Below are 24,102 nucleotides of genomic sequence, written 5' to 3' on the forward strand. Positions count from 1 at the left end.
ACAAAAGGAAGTTAGGATCAATATTCTTATCAACATATCTAGCATGACAACCACTCCTTTAGGAATTGATTGATTACAAGACTAATTATATAGCCCGTATATTGAGTTTGTATATGTGAATTGTAAATTAATTGTTAATTACCGAGTGGGAATTTTTTGAAAGACAATACCATTTTGGAAAAAATTCCTTGATAGTGAACAATCTGTCATTTACGATTAAATAGGAATATTGTCCCGAACAGGGACGAATGAAGGGGGAAACAGGTTGTTAGAAGTACAAAACCTAGCAAAATATTATGGGGAAAAAGCCGCCGTAGAATCCTTATCGTTCACGGTATCAAAAGGCGAAGTGTTCGGCCTCCTTGGACGAAATGGGGCAGGGAAGACAACAACAATTAAAATGATGCTTGGTCTCGTTGCTCCCGATCACGGCCAAGTGTTATGGAATAGCAAAAAAGGCTTGAAACATACCTCATTCGGCTATTTACCAGAGGAAAGAGGACTATATCCCAAAACCAAGGTGATTGATCAATTAACCTATTTTGGGAGATTAGAAGGAATGAGTCGAACCGAGATTAAAAAAAGCATTGATTACTGGGTAGACCGGTTCGATATTGGCATGTACAAAAACAAGCTTGCGGGCGAATTGTCAAAAGGGAACCAGCAAAAGGTACAGCTGGCTGCGACGCTTTTACATAACCCAGAACTCATCATTTTAGACGAACCGTTCAGTGGACTGGACCCCGTTAACTCAAATCTTTTAACAGAAGTGATTTTAGAAGAAAAAGAGAAGGGCAAGGTTATCATCATGTCCAGCCACCAGATGGATCAGGTGGAGAAGTTTTGCAAAAATGTGGTGCTCTTAAAGGATGGCAAAGTTCTCTTAGGTGGAGAACTAGAAGCAGTAAAAGCTTCCTATGGGGTTATGTACTTGTCACTGTACGGGGATGTAGAAACATTGAAGGGATTCTGCCAGCAACATCAGTATTCTTTTGAACAGGAAATGAAACGTGTCATTGTTTCATTAACAAAAGATCAGGATCCACTTACTGTGTTGACGCAATTAAAGCAAGAGGGGATTCCTGTGAATGAAGTCACGTTCCTTCAGCCTACCCTTCATCAGATTTTCATAGATAAGGTGGGGTCATAGAATGAAAGCATTATGGATTTCTTACTTCTTTCATTTAAAAGAACAAATTCGTTCCAAAGGATTTCGGATTACATCGGTTGTGATTTCCGTTGTCATACTTGGGTTTTTAGCTTATAACCATTTCTCCTCGAATAAGGATGAAGTCCGCGTTTCTGTCGTCAATTTATCTTCTTATCAAATTGATGAAGCATTATTGAAAAAAAGTATTGATGGATTAACTCTCTTTACAAAGGAAGAAAAAGATATCAAGAAAGAGAAGAAACGAATTCAAGATCAGGACCTGGATCATTTAGTGGTCATTCGAGAGAAGGACTCCCTTCCGGTGCTCCAGTATTATTACCATCGTTCTCCTGATCCAGGGGTTCTCTATCCTTTTTCCGCTCAATTACAACAACAGTATATGGGAAAGGTATCAGCGGAACATTCTTTATCGAATGATGTCATGAATCAGTTGTTTCAGAATATTCCTGTAGACGAGACCATGCTGGCTAAGAATAACGGAAGCCTCGGTATTGTGTATGTCTTCATTTTCTTAATGTACACATTTATTCTCATGTTTGGTCAAGGAATTGCGATGAGTATCACGGGGGAAAAGTCGACCCGCGTGATGGAAGTGATGATTACAAAAGTGAAGCCGATTTATATGTTGTTCGCGAAGGTACTTTCCAATCTGACAGCAGGGTTAATTCAAGTAACCATCTTCTTTGTATCAGGATATATTGGATATTTAATAGGCTGGATTAAGTCAGACCAACTGAGCATCGTGGGCTTTACTTTCGACCTCTCGCAAATCGATGCCCCATTAGTGGCGTTGTTCGTTTTTTTCTTTACCTGTGGATACCTTGTGTATGCTCTATGTTTTGCCGCACTAGGTTCACTTATTTCACGAACCGAGGATTTAGGTAGTGTCATGGGACCGGTGATGGTGCTTGTCATGGGTGCCTTGTTTGTAGGAATGAAAACCTTGATGGATCCAACAGGTGGACTCGTTACCTTTGGGACGTATTTTCCATTCTTTTCACCTATTGTTGCCTTCTCCAAATATGTCCTAGGAGAAATGGAAGCTGGTCAACTTGCATTAAGCGGCAGCATTTTAGTAGCTTCGATCCTCTTAATCGCCTATCTGGCCGCTAGAATCTATGTAAAAGGTGTTATGGTTTACGGTGAGAAATTTAAATGGGGTAACTTGAAAGTGATGCTAGCGAAAGAGGCATCAAACAAATCGGTCAATTAATTTGAGGGGGCGCAATTCCAATTGGAATTGAGATCCCTTTTTTTAAAAGGGGCGCTAATATAATGAAAAAGACAGCGGTTCTACTCTATCCGCAATTTAGCGAGTATGAACTAAGTGCCGCGTTATCTATCTTAATGCAAGGCGAGAAACCGGTGATCATTGTTGGGTTAAATCATCATCCTATTCGAGGGGAAGCGGGACTTACGGTTTTGCCTGACGTGACTATTGAAGAGTTAAATGTAGAAGAAATTGATAGTCTATTACTAACAGGTTGTATGGATATTTTTGCATTAAAGGACGAAGTAAAACTATTTGAGTTTCTAAGTTTGTTAGAAAAGAAAGTATCTGTGATCGCAAGTATATCTAGTTCCCCGTTCCTCTTGGCAAAAGTAGGTCTATTAAAGGGGAAAAAATATACTGTTGGAATCACAGAAGAGGCCAGGATCCTATCTGGGGTTTTTGAAAGTGACAATTACTCAGATGAGCTGGTCGTTCAGGATGGGAAGTTGATCACGGCAAGAGGAAGAGGCTTTATTAGGTTTGGCAAGATGTTAGGGGAGGCATTGAACCTTTCCTTTGAAGCGATGGTATCGGGAATAGAAAAAGAGCTTGGGGTTTCCAAGCTCTTTCTCTATGGGGAACATTATTTCCCAATAAACTCTTGAGTCCAGTAATTTCCATCAGCTACATATCCAACCCCAATAGAAGTAAAGTTCGGGCTTAAGATATTTTTACGGTGACCTTCACTATTCATCCAAGCCGTTACAACTTCTTCAGGCGTTCTTTGTCCCATTGCAATATTCTCACCCGCATAACGGTAGGTAATGCCATATTTTTTCATCATATCAAACGGTGAACCGTAGGTTGGGCTTGTATGACTAAAGTAGTGATTGGTAGACATGTCTTGTGATTTATCGCGAGCCATTTTGCTCAGCGATAAATCTACTTTTAGCGCAGACAAACCATTCTTCGCACGTTCTTGATTCGTTAAATCAACCACTTTCTGCTCATATGCACTTAAGCTATAAGTAGATTCCGATGTAGTAGTAGTCTCGGCCTGTGCTGGCTCTTGCTGTACCGGAGTGGTTGAAGCCTGGGTTGTCTGCTCAGTTGTCGGAGCAGGGGCTGGCGTAGGCGCCGGTGCCGGAGTTGGCGCAGGCTGCTTCACCGTATTTTGAGTAACCGTCATACCAAGACTTGCTAAATATTTTTCAATGATACTATTAATCTCATCCATATTTGAAGCTTTATACACATACACCTTTTCCTGTGTTGTAGGGGTAAACGTTGCAGCATGTGCTTTATTTAAAATAGGGTTTGCCATTACTACGGCAGCCGCAGCAGCGACCGTTAACATTGCTTTTTTCTTCAACATACTAACATCCTCCTTAGGTTGAAAAACTGCTGTGAACTTAACAGCAACATCGTACCATACGATTTTTGTCATATTTAAGGTAGGATTTTACAGCTCAACTCCTTCTAGAGACCTTCTCCGATAAAAAGATGCCCAATTATGAGGTTCAAGGACTATTTTTTTAAAAAAATAGCACCCTCTTATTCTACTAGTTATTATAAAAAATACCATTAATTGTGCAGGGAAAGGGGGTTGACAACGTTCGCGTCAGAAGCGTTATTTTACAAATATTTCAGAAGAAAGACGAAGATTAAGCATATTTTACTAACCAAACCACCATAAAATTAAGCTACTATTTGGACATGGCGCTACATATTCTTTGATAAAAAGGGAGAAATTAAAGGAGAGTATGCACCATGCGGAAAAAATCAGCTTCAACCAAAAGATTACTACGCGGCATCCTGGTCCTTGCGGGCGTTTTTGCAGTTTTTCTAATCATACGATCAGTCTTCATCTCGTCCACCAATGAGGCGAAGGATGTGGTCGATGAATTTTATGGATATGAACAAGAGGGTGATTTTGCCAACTCTTGGGCGTTATTTCATTCCTCAATGAAGAAAAAGTTCAGCAAGGGAAACTACATACAGGACCGGGCCCACGTGTTTATGAACCATTTTGGGGTCGAGACCTTTTCTTATACAATTGGGGAGTTGGAGGAATTGAAGGATTGGAAAATGTCTAAAGCAGATCCTTCCCTGAAAAATGTCTATAAAGTACCGGTCACTCAAACCTACAAAGGAAAGTACGGGAATTTTGACCTGAAGCAAGAGGTATTTGTGACAGAGGAAAAGGGAAAGTGGAGGATTTTGTGGGATTATAACCAATAAGCTTGTAAATGTGGTACATATTGACAAGGTATTAATGGTATAAACATTTTAACGGACTAAACGATTATGGTAAGATAGGATAGGACCAAGGTTCAAATCATGAAGACAGCTGGAGGACTTACAGTGGCTTATCAAACAAAAGAATGTTTTAAAATGTTTACGTTAAATTCTAATCGTAAGCTGGCAGAAGAGATGGCGCAGATTCTAGGTTGTGAGTTAGGAAGAAGCTCTGTATCTCGTTTTAGTGATGGTGAAATTCATATTAACATAGAAGAGAGTGTTCGTGGAAGTGAAGTGTATTTAGTTCAATCGACTTCACAACCAGGGAATGAATATATTATGGAGCTCCTTATTATGATTGATGCATTGAAAAGAGCTTCGGCTAGAGCGATCAATGTCGTCATTCCGTATTATGGGTATGCTCGTCAAGACAGAAAGGCGCGTTCACGTGAGCCGATTACTGCTAAGTTAATTGCTAACCTTTTAGAAAAAGCGGGAGCGCATCGAGTTCTTACGATGGACCTGCATGCTCCACAAATTCAAGGTTTCTTTGATATCCCTGTTGATCAGCTTCTTGGTGTTCCGATTCTATCGGATTACTTTGAAAGTAAAGGATTAGAGGATATTGTCGTGGTGGCACCAGATAATGGCGGGGTAACGAGAGCGAGAAAAATGGCGAGCCGCTTACATGCACCGATTGCTTTTGTTGATAAGCGTCGCCCAAGACCGAATGTGGCTGAAATCATGAATATTGTCGGTAACATCGAAGGGAAAAATGCAATTCTAATTGATGACTTGATTGATACAGCGGGAACAATTACACTTGCAGCGAATGCGTTAATGGAAAAAGGAGCAAAAGCTGTCTATGCTTGCTGTACACACCCTGTTCTTTCAGGACCAGCTGTCAGTAGAATTGAAGCTTCACCGATTAAAGAGTTAGTCGTGACGAATACGATCGAGCTGCCAGAAGAAAAAATGATTGGTAAAATCACTTCGTTATCTGTTGCTCCATTGCTTGCGGAAGCGATTGACCGTATTCATAATGAAAAACCAGTAAGTCCTTTATTTGAATAAGAACGGCTATTACGATCCAATTCCTAACTTTTAGGGGTTGGATTTTTTTATGTTGTAGAGGGGAACAAGGAATGGTTTTGGGTGAATTTGGAATTTTACACACACTGATTTTGATCGCAATTGGTGTGATTTTTTAATAAAATAATTTCCAAATTCGAGCGTAAGGGGTCAAATTCGGGCGTGAGAGCCGATTTTCGTAAAATGACAGGTGGTATGTTGCCAGATGCTCACTAATTGAGTCAAATACACATAAATTTCCTTTTTTCCCTTGATATTGATTCTCCACATGTTAGTATAGTGGCAGTGAGAAAAGTAAGAACAAAATACGAACAATCAGGGAGAGATTGCATGTTAGATAAAAAAACAATCCTATTTATAGGAGCCGGATCGATGGCTGAAGCCATGATTGCAGGAATCGTGTCGGCCCAGAAACTACCATCCCGACAACTTATTGTTTCCAATCGAAGCAATACAGACCGCTTAGAAGAACTACAAGAAAATTACGGGATTATCGGGGTGCCTCGAGAACAACTAGACTTAGGGCAAGCGGATATTATCATCCTCGCAATGAAACCAAAAGATGCAGAAATCTCCTTACAATCTATTAAAAATTCACTTAAGCCTAATCAATTGATTTTGTCTGTTTTAGCTGGTGTCACCACATCCTTTATCGAGCAAATTGTCCCCACAGGCCAGCAGGTCATCAGGGTTATGCCAAATACTTCAAGCATGATTGGGGAATCGGCAACAGCAATATCTGAAGGGGAACATACCTCCAAACACAATCTTTTATTAGCCAAAGAAATACTACAATGCATTGGAGAGGTATACGTCCTTCCTGAAGAGAAGATGGATATTTTTACAGGTATTGCAGGCAGTGGCCCCGCCTATTTTTATTACCTCATGGAGCATATGGAAAAAGAAGGGCAGAAAGCGGGATTACAGCCAGAATTAGCCCGGCACATGATCGCCCAAACGATTCTTGGGGCGGCCAAAATGATTCAAGAACAAGAGGAGACCCCAGCTGAGTTACGAGAAAATGTGACTTCCCCAAATGGAACGACAGCAGCAGGCCTGAAAGCATTAAAAGAGCAAGGCGGAGGAAAGGCAATTGCTCAAGCCATTCAACAGGCTGCCTCCCGTTCGAAGGAAATCAGTGCAGAACTAGAACAGTCCATACAGACGACTGTATATCAATCAAAAGCGATGTAAAACCAACAAAATAGAGACAATGGAGTGATTTGATGATTCCGACCCTTAAGCAACCGCAGCGGGTAGTGATTAAAATAGGCAGTAGTTCGTTAACGAGCCGCCACGGTGAAATTAGTCGGAGAAAGCTTGAAAAACTAGCAGATGAAATTGTGTTTTTAAAGGACCTTGGATATGAGGTTATTCTCGTATCATCCGGTGCTGTTGCGGCTGGTTATCGAAAACTGGGGTGCTTACAACGGCCTGATACGTTACCGGAAAAACAGGCAGCTGCTTCTATTGGTCAAGGGTTACTGATGGAATCCTACTCTGAGCTATTTTTATCCCACGGGTATGTAGCCGCTCAAATTTTAATCACAAGAAGTGACTTCTTAGATGAAGACCGTTATAAGAATGTTCGAAATACCTTGAACGTGTTATTAGAGCGGGGGATGATTCCGATTGTTAATGAGAATGATACGGTAACCATTGACCGGTTAAAGTTTGGTGACAATGACACACTCTCTGCAAAGGTTGCTGGATTAGTAGATGCAGACCAGCTTGTGATCTTATCAGATATCGATGGCTTATATAATGCCAATCCGGCCAATAATCCACGTGCGAAGCGACTGGAGGTTGTTACGGAAATCACTCCTGAAATTGAGAAGGCAGCGGGTGACTCAGGCAGTTTTGTTGGCACAGGTGGAATGAAATCCAAAATCGAAGCTGTTAAAGTGGCGATGACCTTTGGTATACCCACTTTTTTAGGAAATGCTGCCCACAAACATGTGATCAGGGATGCGGTACAAGGAAGAGCAAAAGGAACGTATTTTAAAGGTGCTTTACCGTCTATCAGTCTTAACCAAAAGGAAAAGTGGATGGTCCTAAGATAAAAAGGAGGAATTAGATGTCACCTATAAAAGAGAGTTTAACGGTTGAAGCACAGGCCATTTTAGCAAAAAAGGCAGCAAAATACTTGAGTCTTTTATCAGCAGAAGATAAAAACAGGGCTCTACATAAGCTAGCTGCCAGATTAGAAGATAACTTTACATTCATCCTTAGCGAAAATGAAAAGGATGTGTCCAAAGGGCGGGAAAAAGGATACAGTGAAGCATTCTTGGATCGATTGTCCCTATCGAAAGAACGGATTTTTGATTTTGCTAACGGGTTACGAGTGGTGGCTGAATTAGAGGATCCGACGGGGAAAATTTTATCCAAGCGAACCTTGGAAAATGGCTTACAAGTGGAAAAGGTAGCAGTTCCATTAGGCGTCATCGGAATGATTTACGAGGCAAGGCCGAATGTAACGGTTGATGCCACTGGGCTGGCATTAAAAGCAGGAAACGCGATTATTCTGAAGGGCGGCTCCTCCGCGATCCAGTCCAACAAAGCGATTGTAGAAGTGATGCACAAGGCTCTTATGGAAACCAACATCCCAAAAGAAGCGGTCCAATTTATTGAAAGCACCGACCGGGAAGCCGCACAGCAGCTATTTACGATGAAGGAGCATATTGATGTTCTTATTCCTCGCGGAGGCGCCTCTTTAATCCGTGCGGTGGTGAACCAGGCGACAGTCCCTGTGCTGGAAACCGGTGTAGGAAACTGTCATCTTTACATTGATGCCGAAGCAGCTCCGGATAAAGCGCTTTCGGTGTTGGTCAATGCCAAAACGGATCGTCCAGCTGTTTGCAATGCCATTGAGACGGTTCTTATTCATCGAGATTGGCTTACCCATAATAAAGAAGAACTTATTCACACGCTAGAAGAGAATGCGATAAAGGTCCATGGTGATGAAACAGCAATCTCGATCATTCCTCATGCCGTGCCAGCGGAGGAAGAGGACTGGGCGAATGAGTACTTGAGTCTAGATATAGCGATGAAGGTGGTTGATCATGTGGATGAGGCCATTGCGCATATCGAACAATATGGAACGAAACACTCAGAAGCGATTATGACAGAAAACGTGCAAACAGCACACCGTTTCATGAAACTAGTGGATGCTTCCGCCCTTTATCATAATGCGTCAACGAGGTTTACCGATGGTGGTGCCCTTGGGTTAGGGGCAGAAATAGGCATCTCCACTCAAAAGTTACATGCAAGAGGTCCAATGGGACTGGAGGCTTTGACAACCATCAAATACATCATGAGTGGTAATGGGCAAATCAGATAAACACTTAAAGGAGGTGATTTTATGGAATTCGGACTAACAGAAGCTACCTGGGCGTGGTTAATGGTTCCCATGCCATTGCTAGTTGTTTTATCAGTTATTTCTTATTTAATAGAAAGGGAGAGGGTTCATACATGAGTATAAACGTACCTACGTTAACATCAATAATGGTTTATTTAGTTGGAATGTGGATTATCGGTTATGTTGCAGCCAAGATGACCAAAAACCTAACGGATTACGTGCTTGGCGGCAGAAGACTGAGTGCAGGAGTGGCAGCATTAAGTGCAGGATCATCGGATATGAGTGGATGGTTAATGCTTGGTCTTCCTGGTGCGGTCTATGTCAGTGGGTTCGGTTCGATTTGGCTTCCCATTGGATTAGCAATTGGTGCCTATCTAAATTGGCAATTTATCGCGAAACCACTTCGCGTGTATACAAAGGTGGCAAGTGATTCAATTACCGTTCCCGATTTCTTTGAAAATCGTTTCCACGATTCGTCGAAAGTCCTTCGTGTCGTATCTGCCATTGTTATTCTTGTCTTCTTTACATTCTATACTTCTTCCAGTCTTGTCGGTGGCGCGATTCTATTAGAAAAATCGTTCGGCGTGGACTATATTCTTGCACTATGGATTGGAGCAGGTGTGATCCTATCCTACACCTTCTTTGGAGGATTTTTAGCAGCAAGCTGGACCGACTTTTTCCAAGGAATCTTAATGTTCTTAGCCCTTATTGTGATCCCTATTGTTGCTATTCAAGAGCTTGGCGGCTGGCACGAAACGATTCAAAAAATCGGAAGCATTGACACTTCGTATCTCAATGTGTACTCAGGTGCGACAACCGTTGGGGTCATTTCCCTATTAGCTTGGGGACTGGGTTACTTTGGTCAGCCACATATTATTGTTCGTTTTATGGGCATTAAATCAACGAAGGAAATTCCAAAAGCTCGTCTAATTGGGATGGGCTGGATGATTGTTTCATTGTTTGGTGCCATGTTCATTGGGTTTGCGGGAATCGCCTATTTTGCCAATGCACCGCTTAAAAATTCAGAAACTGTCTTCATCATGTTCTCACAGGTTCTCTTTAATCCGTGGGTAGCTGGATTTTTACTTGCAGCCATTCTCTCAGCAATCATGAGTACAGTGGATTCACAATTACTCGTTTCTTCGAGTGCGTTAGCACAGGATTTTTACAAATCAATTTTCAGAAGAGACGCTTCCAAAAAGGAAGAAATGATTGTTGGCAGAATTGCTGTTCTGGGTATCGCAGTCATCGCAATCTTTTTAGGCTATAACCCTGATAGTAAAGTATTAGAGCTGGTAAGTTATGCTTGGGCTGGGTTTGGCGCAGCGTTTGGACCGGTTATTATTTTGAGCTTGTTCTGGAAACGTATGACGAGAAATGGAGCACTGGCTGGAATCATTGTCGGAGCAGTCACTGTGATTGTGTGGGCACAGCTATCTGGAGGCTTATTTGATGTATATGAATTAGCACCAGGATTCTTGTTCGGTGGACTTGCGATTGTTATCGTCAGCCTTCTAGGACGCGCTCCATCCATAAAAGTTCAAGAGGAATTCAGAACCTATCGTGCAAAGGTGAAGGAAGCATAAGTATTAATTCATGAGACTGATCCATATGGGTCAGTCTTTTTTAGATAGGCTGGGCTGACCAAGCGCTTCCGCTTTTCGTTGTTGGAAATAATTTGCCAGTGAGCAACCGCTGATTTGGTGCTATATTTAACCGTATATCATTCGGAATTCTGGGGTGGGTCTATTTGGGAACTGTTGCACTTCTTTGTGTTTTATTCAGTTTAATTATTATAATTGGTTGTTTTTATGTTTGTTGGCGAATTCTTACACAACAGAAAGAACGTAAGCAAACGGAAGCCAAGTTGATGGAAAGTGAAGACCGTTATCGAAGCTTGGTTGAGCTGTCACCTAAAGGCATACTAGTGTATCAAGATCATAAAATTGCTTACGCCAACTCAGCAGCTTTGAGCTTGTTAAAATCGACTGACGAACATGTACTAATAGGGAAATCACTTCTTGATTTGGTTCATCCTGAAAGTAAGGAAGAGTTGATTACCAATTTACAAAAAGTACTTAACGGTGAACTTGTTGCACTCCATGAATATAAATTTAATACGATGAACGGTGAGACCATTTTCATAGAGGCTGTTGGTTCAACGGTTATGTTTAATGGGAAACCAGCTCTTATGGCAATCGGTAGTGATATCACCGAAAAGAAGAACTTGCAGGAACAATTAAATATCAATGAACAGCGCTATAAATCCTTATTCGAGTATCATTCAGATGCCGTTTATAGCTTTGATTTAAATGGGAAATTTACTAGTGCCAACAAAGCATGTGAGACGATTTCGGGTTATAGTCCTGATGAACTCCTTTATAAACATTTTACAGATTTCATCTACGTAGATGATTTACAGAAAACCATCGATATCTTTGCATCCACCTATAAAAATGGTGGAAGTCCTCAAAATCATAACATTCGTTTGAATCATAAAAAGGGATATATGATTCACCTTAATGTTACCAGTGTACCGATCATAGTAAACGAACAGGTAGTTGGCATTTATGGCATTGCTAAGGATATCACAGAGCAAATTCACAACCAAGAAACCATCCGGCACTTGGCATACCATGATTATCTGACAGGTCTGCCAAATAGAAATCTTCTTGATAATCATCTATCCAAGGAACTTGATTTAACCGTTTATCAGAATCGAAAGCTTGCGGTATTATTTATTGACCTCGACCGTTTTAAAGCAATCAACGACACGTTCGGTCACTCAGTGGGTGATTTATTATTAAAAGAAGTGGCAAAACGTTTGAAATCCTCCGTCCTTGAAAAAGATCTGGTGTTCAGACAGGGTGGAGATGAGTTTATTGTTATTTTAGACGATGCTGACCGTAGGATTGCAGAAAAGGTAGCGATGCGTATTCTTTCAGTTCTGGCCTCACCATTTAGTTTAAACCAAAGCGATTTATTTATTTCTCCGAGTATTGGTATTAGTCTCTATTCAGAAGATGGAGAATCGATGGAAACACTGATTAAGCATGCAGACTTTGCTATGTACCAAGCGAAAAAGGCGGGGAAAAATACGTTTCGCTTTTATTCTAATCATGAAACAGTGGATGACATCAATCCCCTCCTTATGGAAATGGATTTGCATAAGGCCATCGAACGTCAAGAGTTTATTTTACATTATCAGCCTAAAATCAATTTGAAAACGGGCAAAGTAATTGGTGCAGAAGCGCTAATCCGTTGGAACCACCCTGAGCGGGGAATGATTCCACCTTCCCAGTTTATCCCCATTGCTGAAGAAACAGGATTAATTATCCCAATTGGTGAATGGGTTCTTCATGAGGCATGTATGCAGCAAAAGAAATGGATGGAGCAGGGATTCTCCAATATGGTTATCTCTGTGAATTTATCTGCCCGTCAATTCTCGCAATGCCAAATTGTCCAGGCGGTAAAAAAGGTTCTGGAAGAGACTGGTTTAGAACCTCAGCATTTAGAACTTGAAATAACAGAGAGTATGACAATGGATATTGAACGAACCATCATCACGTTACAAGAATTAAAAAAGCTTGGACTATTAATTAGTATTGATGACTTTGGGACAGGGTTTAGCTCGTTAAATTACTTAAAACAATTCCCGGTAGATACGTTAAAGATCGATCAATCCTTCGTCCGGGAGCTGTACAATCAAACGAATGACGAAACCATCGTCAAAACCATTATTACCATGGCCCATACCTTACAATTAAATGTTGTTGCTGAGGGAATCGAAACAAGGGAACAGCTGGTCTTTTTACAACAGCATCTTTGCGATACGGCACAAGGCTATTTCTTTAGTCAGCCAGTCCCGGTAAAAGAGTGGAATGAGGCGTTTTTTAGTACTATAGAAGAAACTGTGAGTAAGTTCGGCATCTCACAGGATACAACCAAACGAATGTGGATGGAAGAAACGGTACGGATTGCACGTCAGGAATTACAAGATACCCTTCAGAGACAGCAGGGATTGACCATTAAGTATACCAAGATAGATGAGAAATTTGTTCATACCTTGTGTGAAGGTACTTTACTTAGACGTTTTGGTTTACTACCAGAGCAGATTATTGGGAAAGAGTTGCATGAATTCCTTCCTGCAAAGCAGGCGAATGAAAAACTTCCATTTTATGAAAAGGCTTGGGCTGGAGAAGAAAATGTTACGTACGAAGCCAAGGTTAACGGGATTTATTATTTGGCTGCATTAAGCCCGTTGAAAAAATGTGGGAAAGTGGTAGAGGTCATCGTTTCGTGCAGTGATATTACGACTCTTAAAGAGACCGAGAAAGCATTAAGGGAAAGCCAAGAGATGTACCGACTCGTCGCAGATAATATGACAGACCTGATCACGGTTTTCGACCTGGATGGGAAAATTAAGTATGCCTCTCCTTCCCATAAATCAGTACTTGGATATCCAGCCAGTTACTATGAAAACTATAGTTCCATTTCAAATTTACATCCGGAAGACCAAACGTTTTACAAACGAACCTTTGTGAAAACGATTAACAGTAAGCAGCCGTGCATCATCCAATATCGGATATCGACCCATAACGGGGGCTGGAAGCTTTTCGAGGTAAAATTGACCCCGGTCACAGACGAACAAGGAAAGGTTATTCATGTAATCGGCGTGGCTAAAGATCTCACGGGTACTTTACAAGTGGATGAAGAATACAAAAGAGGCTGACATTTCAAATGTCAGCCTCTTTTGCGTCTTCATTATTTAATGTTGTAAAAATGCAAGTTGATAAAAGAATAAAACTGCGAATACATAAAGGAGAGGATGCACTTCGCGTCCTTTTCCTTTCACTACTTTTAACAATGGATAGCTGATAAAACCAAGGGCAATGCCTGTTGCGATACTTGATGTGAGCGGCATGCTTAAAATCGTCAAGAAAGCAGGAAAAGCTTCATCTAGTTCGTTCCAGCGGATTTTTGAAATACTGCCCATCATCAAGCTGCCGACAATAATTAAGGCAGGTGCAGTAATCGAAGACAACCCGGAAACGGCACCAACGAGTGGTCCGAAGAATGCGGACAAAATAAATAAAACGGCGACTGTCACTGAGGTTAAACCCGTTCGACCCCCAGCTGCAACACCGGAAGTGGATTCAATATAAGCGGTTGTCGGGCTCGTCCCAAACATGGCACCGATGGTTGTGGCAATGGAATCAGAAAGCAATGCTTGACGTGCACGCGGCAATTTTTCGCCTTTCATTAATCCTGCTTGATTGGCAACACCAATCATCGTACCAGTTGTATCGAATATGGTAACAAGGATAAAGGAAAAAACAACGGCATATAAGCTGTGATGAATGACATCAGTTAATGCTGTCAATGGGTTGGCGACCACTAGTCCTTCAGGAAGGGAAGGAAGCGACATAAATCCTTGATCGAAGTGCAATTGACCGGTAAAGAAAGCGATTAGCCCTGTAATCACCATTCCGAAAAATAATGCCCCGTTGATTCGCAGCATCATCAGAACCAGAGTGATGGCAAGCCCGAGAAGAGCCAACCAAGCAGAAGGAGCATGTAAATCGCCAAGTCCCACAAGATTGGTCGGATGTGCAGTGATGATTTTTGAGAGACGCAGACCAATAAAAGCAATAAATAAACCGATCCCAGCGGTAATTCCATATTTCAGGTTTTCGGGAATGGCCTCAATTAATTTTTCTCTTAACGGTGTGAGTGACAAAATGATAAAGATGACACCAGCGATAAAAACGGCTGCAAAGGCTGTTTCATAGTTGATATTTTGATGCGCGCCTACTACGGAATAGGCAAAGTAGGCGTTAAGCCCCATCCCAGGTGCGATGGCAATCGGATAGTTTGCGAAAAGGCCCATCCAAAGGGTTCCCAGCACAGCAGAGATAATAGTGGCAGTGAACACCTGCTCAAAGGGAACGCCAGCATCCGCAAGAATGACCGGGTTGACAATTACGATATATACCATGGTGAAGAAGGTCGTGATTCCTGCTAGTAGTTCTGTTTTTGTATTTGTTTGATTTTCTTTTAGCTTAAACATGAGGTTCCTCCAAAACACGAACGTTATATTGTAACTTTATCTATATTATTCGTTTTATGGTTATTTTTCAATAGGTTTTTTTAATTTCCCCTTTTCTACTTCTATTATTCTTCAACAAGTTTTACTAGATACGCATGAAAAAAAAGACCACCTCTGTTCAGTGACGAGAGATGGTCTTCTTTCTAATTATTATGAAGTGTTTTACTTCAAATCTTCAATGGAGTCAATGTCCATATACGCCGGGACTACAAGACCAAGTTTTGTTCCTTTAAGGTTTTCTCCTAGGTCTTCAAATTTTCCTTCGTATTTTTTATAGTAGTCAGCATGAGTAGATGGTAACCATCCAGCTACATGTGCATCAAGGCTTCCGTCTGCTACACCTGTCCACATTGGGCCAGCTTCTAATTGGGTAAGAGTAACTTTATAGCCTAGGTCTGTTAAGACTTTGCCAATCACATTCGTACTTGCGATTTCACTATCCCACGCTACATACCCAATGTTAATTTTGTCACCATCCACTTTGTTGGCACCATTAGTCCATTCACTAACCTTATCTGAATTATCCTTTACCCATTTGGAAGCTGCGTCTTCAGGGTCATCGCCATCAGCGATACTATTCATTACAGTATTCATGTCATCTGGTGTCCAATTAAATTGGTCAAGCACCTTATATGCATCAGGCATATCAGTTTTTAGTCCATTTCTTACAATGGTATTGATTGTTTCCTCTTGACCAAAAACGCCTTTGGGGTCATCTAAGTATTTTAAATCAAATTTTGCGAACATCCAATGAGGAGTCCAGCCAGTAACAATAACAGGTTCTTTCTTGTCATATGCTTTTTTTAGTGTGGCAGTCATTGCCGCACTAGAGCCTTCAACAAGTTTCCAATCGTTTAACTCATATTCATCGAGGACTTTAGCAGTCGCCTTCATGAGGCCGGCACCAGGATCGATTCCGATGATTTTATAATCTACACTGTCACCAACAGTGGTTTTCCCTTTGTCTTCCTTGTTACTAGCTTCATCTGATCCACAAGCGGCTAGTCCAAATGTTAGTAAGGCAGCTAATAATAAAAACATCCATTTTTTCAACATTAAGCATTTCCTCCTTGTTTTTTGGATTTTCCTATATTTTGAGTGACCCGGTCTAATATAATCGCAATGACGACAATAGAAAGGCCGGCTTCGAACCCTTTACCAATTTGAATTTGAGTAACAGCTCGGTATACATCGGCACCAAGACCTGGAGCACCAACCATAGAAGCAATAACAACCATGGAAAGGGCCAGCATGATACTTTGATTTATTCCAGCCATAATTGTAGGCATGGCTAGTGGAAGCTGGACTTTAAGTAATCGTTGGCTTGCCGTTGAACCAAATGCCTCCGTTGCTTCAATAATATCTGCGGGGACTTGTTGGATGCCGAGAATCGTTAACCTTATTGTTGGCGGCATGGCGAAAATAACAGAGGCTACGACGCCTGGGACCACCCCAATATTAAAGAAAAATATAGCAGGAATTAAGTATACAAAGGCAGGCATCGTCTGCATAAAGTCCAAAATAGGTGTCACGACCTGTTTGACCGTTTGCTTTTGTGAGGCCCAAATCCCCAATGGTATTCCTAAGACAATTGAAATGATAACGGCTGTTAATACAAGTGCAAGGGTTTGGAGCATGGGATCCCAGTAGCCAAGATTAGCAATTAGGAATAAACCTATAAATGTGAAGAGAGCGATTCCTTTATTTGAGACCTTCCAGGCAAGTAAGGTTAATAGAATAACAAATACATAGGAGGGAACAAAGCTGAATCCAAGAACCATTCCATCGACAATAGATTGAAGGACATTCGTTATGCCATCAAACGCTACCTCCAAGTTCTCGGTTAACCAGTTAACAAAGACATCTACCCATTCAGCTACTGGAATTTTTGGGAACCATTGTTCCATGTTATTTTCACCTCCTTGCTAACCTGATCGGCTGCTATTTCAGCCTTGGCTTGGTTGAGGTCGTTAATGGCGTCATTATTACCAGCGAGTGCACCAATGACGGCACCTCTTACAAGAATTCCATTCAGTCGGTTATGTTCATCTACAACCGCTACCGGAATAGAGGCCGAAGAAACTTTATCAAATAAATCAGTTAGCAGTGTATCAGGAGAAACTGTGGAAACGCCTGTCTGTAGGATGCTTAAAATACCTTCATTCCGATCAATGGCCTCTTTCGCATCAGAAGCTGTTATCGCCCCAAGTAATGTTTTCTTTCTATCTACGACATATATACTCGAAATTCCTAAATCTTTCATCATTTGCAGGGCAACCCTTGGGCCCTTTTCGACTGAAACGGCTTCTGCCCGCTTCATCACATGATTGGCAGTTAATACTTTCGATAAGTCAACATCTTCTACGAATCTCTCAACATAGTCGTTTGATGGGTTCATAAGGATTTCCTCAGGAGTTCCTATTTGAACAATGGATCCATCCTTCATTAATGCAATTCGATCGCCAATTCTAAGGGCTTCATCTAAATCATGGGTAATGAATACAATGGTTTTCTTCATTGTAGATTGAAGGTCAAGCAGTTCATCCTGCATGTCTTTACGAATAAGAGGATCTAATGCGCTAAAGGCCTCATCCATAAGTAAAATGTCAGACTCATTGGCTAATGCCCTAGCTAATCCTACCCTTTGCTGCATTCCACCACTTAATTGCTTAGGGTATTGATGCTCATAGCCTTCAAGTCCAACTAATTTTAATGCAACCATGGCTTTGTCCATACGTTTTTCTTTTGCTACTCCTTGGACTTCCAAACCGTACTCTGTATTTTCTAAGACAGTTCTATGGGGTAGGAGTGCAAATTTTTGAAAGACCATGCTGATCTTCTTTCTGCGAACTTCTCTTAGCTGCTCTTTGTTCATTTTTACTATATCCACACCGTCAATGAGTACTTGACCTGCTGTTGGATCAATTAGCCGATTGAGCATACGGACTAGGGTTGACTTCCCACTTCCTGATAAGCCCATAATGACAAAGATTTCTCCAGCTTCAACATCAAAGGTCGCTTGATTGACACCAACCGTTGCCCCTGTTTTCTTTAAGATTGATGTTTTGCTTTCTCCTTCCTGTAGAAGCTGAAGTGCCTTTTTGGATTTTCCAAAGACTTTTGTTACGTTGCGAACACTTATTTTTTTATCATGTTTACTCATTCATTCACCTCAATTGCTGTTACAGAAGTAGTAGGACTTTTTAATTGTAGTTCTTTTTGGATAAAAAGGGCAAAGTTGGTAATTGGGCATATTCTGCCGTAAAGTTCGTACAGAAAAAACTGTACGCGCTGAATGGATGGTATTCTTAAAATTCCTCGTTTATGCTCCTGATTCCTACTAAAGTGCCTGCTTTACTTTTAAAAAAATCATGATAGTCTTAATAGGTACATGTATTCAAAATGGATGTGATATCAAAATGAATGATGAAGAAAAGTTAGAACAGGCTCGTGAACGAGTGATTGAAGCGATATCTCAAAATATGAATTTATATGGAGTAACTGAATCCATTGGTCGATTATATGGGGCTTTATATTTTCAGGAGGGTCCATTAACATTAGATGAAATGAAAGATGAGCTCGGAATGAGTAAAACAAGTATGAGTACTTCGGTCCGAAGCTTGCTGGAATTAAAAATGGTGGGAAAGGTTTGGAAAAAAGGGGTCCGGAAAGACTTATATCAGGCTGAGCCAGATTGGTATCAAACCTTTATTGACTTTTTTTCTATTAAATGGAGAACTGGAATATCCATTAATGTTTCAGCGATGGAAAAGTCTCTCTCTGAATTTCAATCTCTTTTAGATGATGAAAATGTTGATACAAAGATCAAAGCAGAGGCAAAAATGGATATAGAAAAGCTAACTGATGCACTAGAATATTATGATTGGCTGAACAGGCTAGTCGATAGCTTTGAATCAAAGGAGATTTTTCAATATATCCCGAAAAAGAAAAGTTAGTTTTTGGGGACAGTCCCCCGGCGCTTTAGCGCAACGGGGGACTGTCCCCTTTTTATTTTTTTCACGAATGGAATTGGATTTTTGAGACACTATAACAGAATGGAACTCTCAATTTTTATCAGTTTGACTATTTTTCTAGTGCTTTCCTTTGTTGTTAAAAAACAGAAGCTAACGCTATTTGAAAATATGTTTCTCTATATCATTGTGGAATTTATGATGACCAGTTATTGTGCCATCCTTTATATCAACCTTGATGTTTGGCATGTGGCAAATAAGACAGGGCTGTTTATCATCTTTCGAATCTATGAAGCGATTGTGTACCCAGCTATTTGGCTTTGGTATTTTAATCTCCATCCGCAGCGTGTGTCGATGCTGTCTAGGTTGCTGTTGACGGTTTTATTTGTGGGAATAGAGTGTGTGGTGGAACAAGGGTTAGTCCGATTAGGGGTCATCAGTTATAAGGATTGGCAGGTTTGGCAATCGGTATTGGTGCAGATTTTTGTACTCGGGCTTACGACGGTTCTATTAACATGGTTCCAAGCGATTTTGAAAAAAGAAGGGATTCACAAACGATGATGCCTCTTCCTCAACACTTTGATGAAAATGAATGGTTCGTCTTGAGCTGTATTGTTGTGTCCTATTCCATTGTTCGATTTTTGCCGAAACGCTTTCCAAGAATTATTAGCGTTTTGCTTATGCTGTTTGGGCCCATTGTTGCCAGAATGTCTGATCATTTCTTAGCATCGCCGAAGCTGGACTTATATAACCTAATGGATACTCCGAACTATGACCTTTTTGATCTTTTTACCTATGTTTTATATGCTCCTTTTTCCTATTTGTTTATTTATTTTTATGACAGGTGGAATGTAAAAGGGGCGGGCCTCCTTTTTTATCTTTTCCTTTGGACCGTTGTCTCGGCTATATTTGAATGGATACATAAGTTATTCCATGTGTTTACGTACCATAACTGGAAGTTGTCGTACTCTTTCACCGTGTATCTTGTCGTCCAATGCTTGGAGTTGCTTTTTTATTATTTGCTGATAAGGACGTATGATGGTTTGTCGGAGAGGAAAGAGGGGGTTCAGAATGAGCATCTCATTAAGCGGATACCATCTAAATCGTAAAGAAACAGAGGCTGACTTCCCCAAAAGAAACCAACCTCTGTTTTTTTTATTAAGCTCTGTTAAACTTGCCTGTTGATTTCCACTCCAGGCACTTCGCTTTCCGCGGGCGTGCCGGGGAGCCTCCTCGTCGCTCTAGCTCCTGCGGGGTCTCCCCAGCCCCGTACTCCCGCAGGAGTCTTCGTGCCTTCCGCTCCAATCAACAGGGTTTAATATCAACAAAGTTCTTTAACACAGCCTTTTATTAAGAAATTTTCATCTGTTTTTCTAGTAAAAACTTTTCGAGTTCTGCAGCGGGAAGATGTTTACTAAATAAGTATCCTTGTGTGACAAAGCATTTATTTTTACGCAAAAAGGATGCATGTTCGGTAGATTCCACACCTTCTGCGATGACTGTGAGATTTAAATTTCTCCCCATATCGATAATAGTCTTAACAATGGGACCATCATATACTTACTCCCTATTAAAAATGTGATGTCTTGTCCTGAATCGAGTAACCAGTAAAAGTAAAATAAGCGGAGTTTTTCCGGTTATGCAAAGCGAAATCTCCCCATTTTCACACTTTTCGAGTAAATAGGCGGAATTTCTCCGCCTATTTAAGCTTTTTTTTAATAAGAATTACTAAATAAGCGGAATTTTTCCGTCTATTTATCAGATCGGGTACTTAACCTGCTCCCCCAACCGATAAGAACTGAACTTCTTGATTCTAGATGAGTGAATCAGCAGCTTATAAAGATCAATAAAATAGGTACTCAAAACGGCACTGCAAATGAAACCTTGATAAATAAAGAAAAAGACGTATGCCAATTCATACGTCAATTCTTGTGTCTTTTAATAAGTAAGCACCCGAAAACGGAACCCTTTACCTATAGGAAGAAGTGTTTTTAGATATTAAGGTGTATCGCCCAGACCGACGGTGATGGAGAAGACTTGGTCTTCATTGCCTTCGTGGTAATTAAAGATAACGACAAACTTCCCAACTGGCTCCATTTCAGGGAACAGCTTGGCTAATGTGTCACTATGATAAAGCATGACTTTTTGAGGTAAGTCTGACGTATCAGTGAATTCTTTTTCTAATTTTGCATCTTTCGGTATTAATTTTGCAGCTATTTGTTTAGCTTCTTCCATTGAACGAGTCTTTTGATCCGTCTTTTCAAATTGAACAGTGATGTCTATAGCGCGATTGTTGATAAACATTGAAAGCAAGTAATCATTTTTGAACCTGCCCATTTGTTCATTTCCTTTGTTCTCACCGTATTCCTTCGTGAAAGCATCTACTGTATCGCCTAGCCCCGGCTCGACAGAAATTTGTTCGGTTACTGTCTCTTTTTTTGTGGTTCTGTTTGTATCCTTCTGTGTAGTCGTTTCCTTTTTCGTTGTGTTTGTTTCTTTAGCCTTGTCCGAATCGCTGTTGTTACAGCCCGCTCCCATTACAGCTAAGCATACTAACAACACTATTAATCCCAATTTCCTCATATGTACCTCCATGTTGAAATATTCTAAACCTTCACATTCCATTCCTCATTATAATTCCACCACCCCAAACGTGCAACGCATTAGCCATTACGTTATTTTCTTAAGGTTAAGTTAAGGAATTCACATGATAATGGGTGCATCAAGTTATTTTATTCATGGATAGGGTGAGCGTAGGTAAGCCATGGAGGAGGAGTAGTGGTAGATGAAAAAGTGGATATGGATTGTAATTAGTATCTTGTTTATTGGGTTTGTGGGGTACCAGTGGTATAACTCGAGAACAAGTAGTCAGGAGACAAAAACCCAGGTTCGAACGGCTGTCGTCCAAAAAGGGAATTTAGAAGTAAAAATCAGTGGCTCCGGTTCCATTCAGCCAGTTACAAATGAAGACCTTAAATCAACCATCGATAACAACGAAATTGATGAAGTACTGGTTGCAGCAGGTGAGACGGTTAGTGCTGGAGATGAACTAATTACCTTTACTGATGATAGTGATCCGATTACTGCACCGGTTGATGGGATGATTACAACCATTGACGCTACAGCTGGGGACCGAGTGACGAATGGACAAGTAGTGGCGCACCTAACCAATTACAAGGATTTACAAACGGTTGTTCAAGTGGATGAATCGGACATTCCGAAGATAAAAGAGGGGCAGACAGTTGAACTATCGGTCAGTGCTTATCCTGAAAAGGCTTATACAGGTAAGGTTACTGCTATTGCAGACGAAGGAACATCAGCGAATGGATCCTCCACCTTTGATGTGACTATTCATATTGAAAACCCAGTCAATCTAAAAGTCGGGATGAGTGCGGAAGCCAATATTCTTACAGCTAGCAAAAAGGATGCACTTTATGTCCCTATAGATGCTTTATATACAAATAACAATGAGAAATATGTAGTGGTGGCTTCTGGAACAAGCAATGACCAAGCCAGTGGTGCTGTGACGCAACAAACAGTAAAAATAGGGCTTACAACAGAGGAATTTGTGGAGATTACTGACGGAGTAAGCGAAGGTGACGTCGTACAATTACCACAGCTTACATCAGGAAGTTCCTCAACGAACCAACGAGGCGGGATGATGCAGGGCATGGGTGGAATGGGTGGCATGCCGGACGGTAATATGCCTCCAAATGGAGGTGGAAAGGGAGGAGAAAGCACTGGACCTAGTAAATAATGAGATGCCATAAGGATTTATTTTTCCTATTAGGTAAGATTCTACACTTTTAAGAGGGATTTCTACACGAATATAAGAGAATTCTCCACAAATTAAAGAGAATTCTACACAAAAGCTAAGGAATTCTACAAAATTTAGATTTATTCTACAAAAATCCAAAGGAATTCTACAAAAATAAGATTTATTCTACAAAATCACAAACTAATTCTACAAATATTGTAAATATATTCCAAATATCCCTGAAAAACAAATAGAAAGGAGTAACTCATATGAAGAAAACGAGAACAGCACACTTATGGATTGGTTTAATCGCGTCGGTCTTAATTTTAATGGAGTCAATCACCGGATTAATCATGAATGAGCCATGGTTGATTGGTCAGTCGCAAATGGAGGGGAATAAAGGAAACTTCCAGCCCGGCCAGTTTAACCAAGGAAGAGGTACACAAGGCAGCACTTCGGATACAAATCAAGCAGGTGTCCCAGTCCCAGGGCAAACGCAGGAACAGACAAATGGTGGAAACCTTGCAAATAACCAGAATCAGCCTCAAGCAGGTGGACAAACGCAAGGCACCACAGGTAGCAACCCAACCGGCCAATTTCCCGCTCAAGGCGGACCTGGTGCTGGATTCCCAGGGAGAGACGGTGCTTCTCAAGGATCCCTCATGAGCATCATTAAAGGTCTCCACGAAGGACGAATTGGGAATACCGATGTGAAATGGTTGATTGACCTTACTGCCATTGCCATGATTTTCTTAACAGGATCAGGGATTTATCTATCCCTTAAAGTCCTTAGGGTCGGCAAAAAAAGAAGAAAAACAGAAGAGCAAGTCGCATAAAGGGTCGCTATTAGCGTCGTGGACTTTACGACAAAATTAAAAGGTGCTATGATTCATAGCACCTTAACAGTCTTTCTTGATGATATTTTGCTTTTTCAATAATTTGTTGTTTTAAGTTCAAATCTAAACAGTCCTGTGAAATACGGTGAAAGTAATGATAACGCCATTTGTGCCATTGAATGGTCAATTGCTGAACCATATTTATCACCTCATCAATTAGTTATAAATCGTCACGGTCATTAAGTGGATATAACTCTTACTATACCCTTCGTACGACATTTCAATCTTTTGTACATGGATATTAGGGAAAATTTTAGCAAGAACCAATAACGAGCCGTTCTTTTTTCAAAAATG

General features: G+C 40.9%; 22 protein-coding genes and 1 pseudogene. 15 read left to right on the forward strand and 8 right to left on the reverse strand.

Features of this window, described 5'->3' with window-relative positions:
• Positions 1 to 265 precede the first annotated feature (265 nt).
• The 3 genes from AA0X95_RS06365 to AA0X95_RS06375 all read left to right on the forward strand — a co-directional run bounded on the left by AA0X95_RS06365 (position 266) and on the right by AA0X95_RS06375 (position 3,049).
• Positions 266 to 1,150: an ABC transporter ATP-binding protein gene (locus AA0X95_RS06365; protein ID WP_413306767.1), complete on the forward strand. Its 885-nt coding sequence runs from the start codon at positions 266 to 268 to the stop codon at positions 1,148 to 1,150.
• Between the two features lies 1 nt (position 1,151).
• Positions 1,152 to 2,384, forward strand: coding sequence for an ABC transporter permease (locus AA0X95_RS06370; protein ID WP_413306769.1), 1,233 nt, complete (start codon positions 1,152 to 1,154; stop codon positions 2,382 to 2,384).
• Between the two features lie 62 nt (positions 2,385 to 2,446).
• Positions 2,447 to 3,049, forward strand: coding sequence for a DJ-1/PfpI family protein (locus AA0X95_RS06375; RefSeq protein WP_413306772.1), 603 nt, complete (start codon positions 2,447 to 2,449; stop codon positions 3,047 to 3,049).
• On the opposite strand, the gene AA0X95_RS06380 is transcribed toward AA0X95_RS06375, so the two are convergent.
• Positions 3,028 to 3,756, reverse strand: coding sequence for a CAP domain-containing protein (locus AA0X95_RS06380; RefSeq protein ID WP_413309865.1), 729 nt, complete (start codon positions 3,754 to 3,756; stop codon positions 3,028 to 3,030). The genes AA0X95_RS06375 and AA0X95_RS06380 overlap by 22 nt on opposite strands.
• 398 nt (positions 3,757 to 4,154) lie before the next feature.
• On the opposite strand from AA0X95_RS06380, the gene AA0X95_RS06385 reads away from it, so the two are divergent.
• From AA0X95_RS06385 to AA0X95_RS06415, 7 genes and pseudogenes are all read left to right on the forward strand, one after another.
• The gene (locus tag AA0X95_RS06385; protein ID WP_413306775.1) at positions 4,155 to 4,625 is read left to right on the forward strand and encodes a hypothetical protein; all 471 of its coding nucleotides are present in this window, start codon (positions 4,155 to 4,157) and stop codon (positions 4,623 to 4,625) included.
• A 99-nt stretch (positions 4,626 to 4,724) separates the two neighbouring features.
• Positions 4,725 to 5,699, forward strand: a complete 975-nt coding sequence (locus AA0X95_RS06390) for a ribose-phosphate diphosphokinase (RefSeq protein ID WP_413306778.1) — start codon at positions 4,725 to 4,727, stop codon at positions 5,697 to 5,699.
• Positions 5,700 to 6,047: 348 nt separating this feature from the next.
• Positions 6,048 to 6,911: a pyrroline-5-carboxylate reductase gene (proC, locus tag AA0X95_RS06395; protein WP_413306781.1), complete on the forward strand. Its 864-nt coding sequence runs from the start codon at positions 6,048 to 6,050 to the stop codon at positions 6,909 to 6,911.
• 32 nt (positions 6,912 to 6,943) lie between these two features.
• Positions 6,944 to 7,768: pseudogene (gene proB, locus AA0X95_RS06400) on the forward strand (glutamate 5-kinase); the annotation flags it as partial.
• Positions 7,769 to 7,794: 26 nt separating this feature from the next.
• Entirely contained in the window at positions 7,795 to 9,057 is a 1,263-nt protein-coding gene (locus AA0X95_RS06405) for a glutamate-5-semialdehyde dehydrogenase (protein ID WP_413306783.1), read from the forward strand.
• A 131-nt stretch (positions 9,058 to 9,188) separates the two neighbouring features.
• Positions 9,189 to 10,661 carry a sodium/proline symporter PutP gene (putP, locus tag AA0X95_RS06410; protein WP_413306786.1) on the forward strand — a complete coding sequence of 491 codons (1,473 nt, stop codon included), beginning with the start codon at positions 9,189 to 9,191 and terminating at the stop codon, positions 10,659 to 10,661.
• Between the two features lie 164 nt (positions 10,662 to 10,825).
• Positions 10,826 to 13,807: an EAL domain-containing protein gene (locus AA0X95_RS06415; RefSeq protein ID WP_413306788.1), complete on the forward strand. Its 2,982-nt coding sequence runs from the start codon at positions 10,826 to 10,828 to the stop codon at positions 13,805 to 13,807.
• Between the two features lie 36 nt (positions 13,808 to 13,843).
• Here AA0X95_RS06415 and AA0X95_RS06420 read toward each other — a convergent pair whose 3' ends face one another.
• The 4 genes from AA0X95_RS06420 to proV form a co-directional block, all read right to left on the reverse strand.
• Positions 13,844 to 15,145 (reverse strand): NCS2 family permease, encoded by a 1,302-nt coding sequence (locus AA0X95_RS06420; RefSeq protein ID WP_413306791.1) that lies wholly within the window; start codon positions 15,143 to 15,145, stop codon positions 13,844 to 13,846.
• Between the two features lie 201 nt (positions 15,146 to 15,346).
• A complete protein-coding gene (locus AA0X95_RS06425; protein WP_413306794.1) occupies positions 15,347 to 16,240 on the reverse strand; it encodes a glycine betaine ABC transporter substrate-binding protein in 894 nt (297 codons plus the stop codon).
• Positions 16,240 to 17,091, reverse strand: a complete 852-nt coding sequence (locus AA0X95_RS06430) for an ABC transporter permease (protein WP_413306797.1) — start codon at positions 17,089 to 17,091, stop codon at positions 16,240 to 16,242. Before AA0X95_RS06430 ends, AA0X95_RS06425 begins: the two co-directional genes overlap by 1 nt.
• Complete coding sequence (gene proV, locus AA0X95_RS06435) at positions 17,061 to 18,347, reverse strand: glycine betaine/L-proline ABC transporter ATP-binding protein ProV (protein WP_413306800.1); 1,287 nt, start codon at positions 18,345 to 18,347, stop codon at positions 17,061 to 17,063. Before proV ends, AA0X95_RS06430 begins: the two co-directional genes overlap by 31 nt.
• Positions 18,348 to 18,603: 256 nt before the next feature.
• Here proV and cudC point away from each other — a divergent pair, with 256 nt between their 5' ends.
• The 3 genes from cudC (at position 18,604) to AA0X95_RS06450 (ending at position 20,264) form a co-directional block, all read left to right on the forward strand.
• A complete protein-coding gene (gene cudC / locus AA0X95_RS06440; RefSeq protein ID WP_413306802.1) occupies positions 18,604 to 19,140 on the forward strand; it encodes a choline uptake/conversion transcriptional regulator CudC in 537 nt (178 codons plus the stop codon).
• A gap of 99 nt (positions 19,141 to 19,239) precedes the next feature.
• Positions 19,240 to 19,716 (forward strand): hypothetical protein, encoded by a 477-nt coding sequence (locus AA0X95_RS06445; RefSeq protein ID WP_413306804.1) that lies wholly within the window; start codon positions 19,240 to 19,242, stop codon positions 19,714 to 19,716.
• Positions 19,614 to 20,264 (forward strand): hypothetical protein, encoded by a 651-nt coding sequence (locus AA0X95_RS06450; RefSeq protein WP_413306807.1) that lies wholly within the window; start codon positions 19,614 to 19,616, stop codon positions 20,262 to 20,264. Before AA0X95_RS06445 ends, AA0X95_RS06450 begins: the two co-directional genes overlap by 103 nt.
• A gap of 241 nt (positions 20,265 to 20,505) precedes the next feature.
• Here the strand turns inward: AA0X95_RS06450 and AA0X95_RS06455 are convergent, their stop codons facing one another.
• Positions 20,506 to 20,700: an EAL domain-containing protein gene (locus tag AA0X95_RS06455; RefSeq protein ID WP_413309867.1), complete on the reverse strand. Its 195-nt coding sequence runs from the start codon at positions 20,698 to 20,700 to the stop codon at positions 20,506 to 20,508.
• Positions 20,701 to 21,153: 453 nt separating this feature from the next.
• Entirely contained in the window at positions 21,154 to 21,738 is a 585-nt protein-coding gene (locus AA0X95_RS06460; protein ID WP_413306810.1) for a hypothetical protein, read from the reverse strand.
• Positions 21,739 to 21,940: 202 nt separating this feature from the next.
• Between AA0X95_RS06460 and AA0X95_RS06465 the strand changes: the two genes are divergently transcribed.
• Together AA0X95_RS06465 and AA0X95_RS06470 are read left to right on the forward strand one after the other, a co-directional pair.
• Positions 21,941 to 22,912 (forward strand): efflux RND transporter periplasmic adaptor subunit, encoded by a 972-nt coding sequence (locus AA0X95_RS06465; RefSeq protein WP_413306813.1) that lies wholly within the window; start codon positions 21,941 to 21,943, stop codon positions 22,910 to 22,912.
• 269 nt (positions 22,913 to 23,181) lie between these two features.
• Positions 23,182 to 23,748: a PepSY-associated TM helix domain-containing protein gene (locus tag AA0X95_RS06470; protein ID WP_413306815.1), complete on the forward strand. Its 567-nt coding sequence runs from the start codon at positions 23,182 to 23,184 to the stop codon at positions 23,746 to 23,748.
• 46 nt (positions 23,749 to 23,794) lie between these two features.
• Here the strand turns inward: AA0X95_RS06470 and AA0X95_RS06475 are convergent, their stop codons facing one another.
• The gene (locus AA0X95_RS06475; RefSeq protein WP_413306818.1) at positions 23,795 to 23,947 is read right to left on the reverse strand and encodes a hypothetical protein; all 153 of its coding nucleotides are present in this window, start codon (positions 23,945 to 23,947) and stop codon (positions 23,795 to 23,797) included.
• Positions 23,948 to 24,102: the final 155 nt, after the last annotated feature.

It is taken from the genome of Neobacillus phoenicis, from assembly GCF_047302305.1.
Taxonomy (GTDB): domain Bacteria; phylum Bacillota; class Bacilli; order Bacillales; family Cytobacillaceae; genus Neobacillus.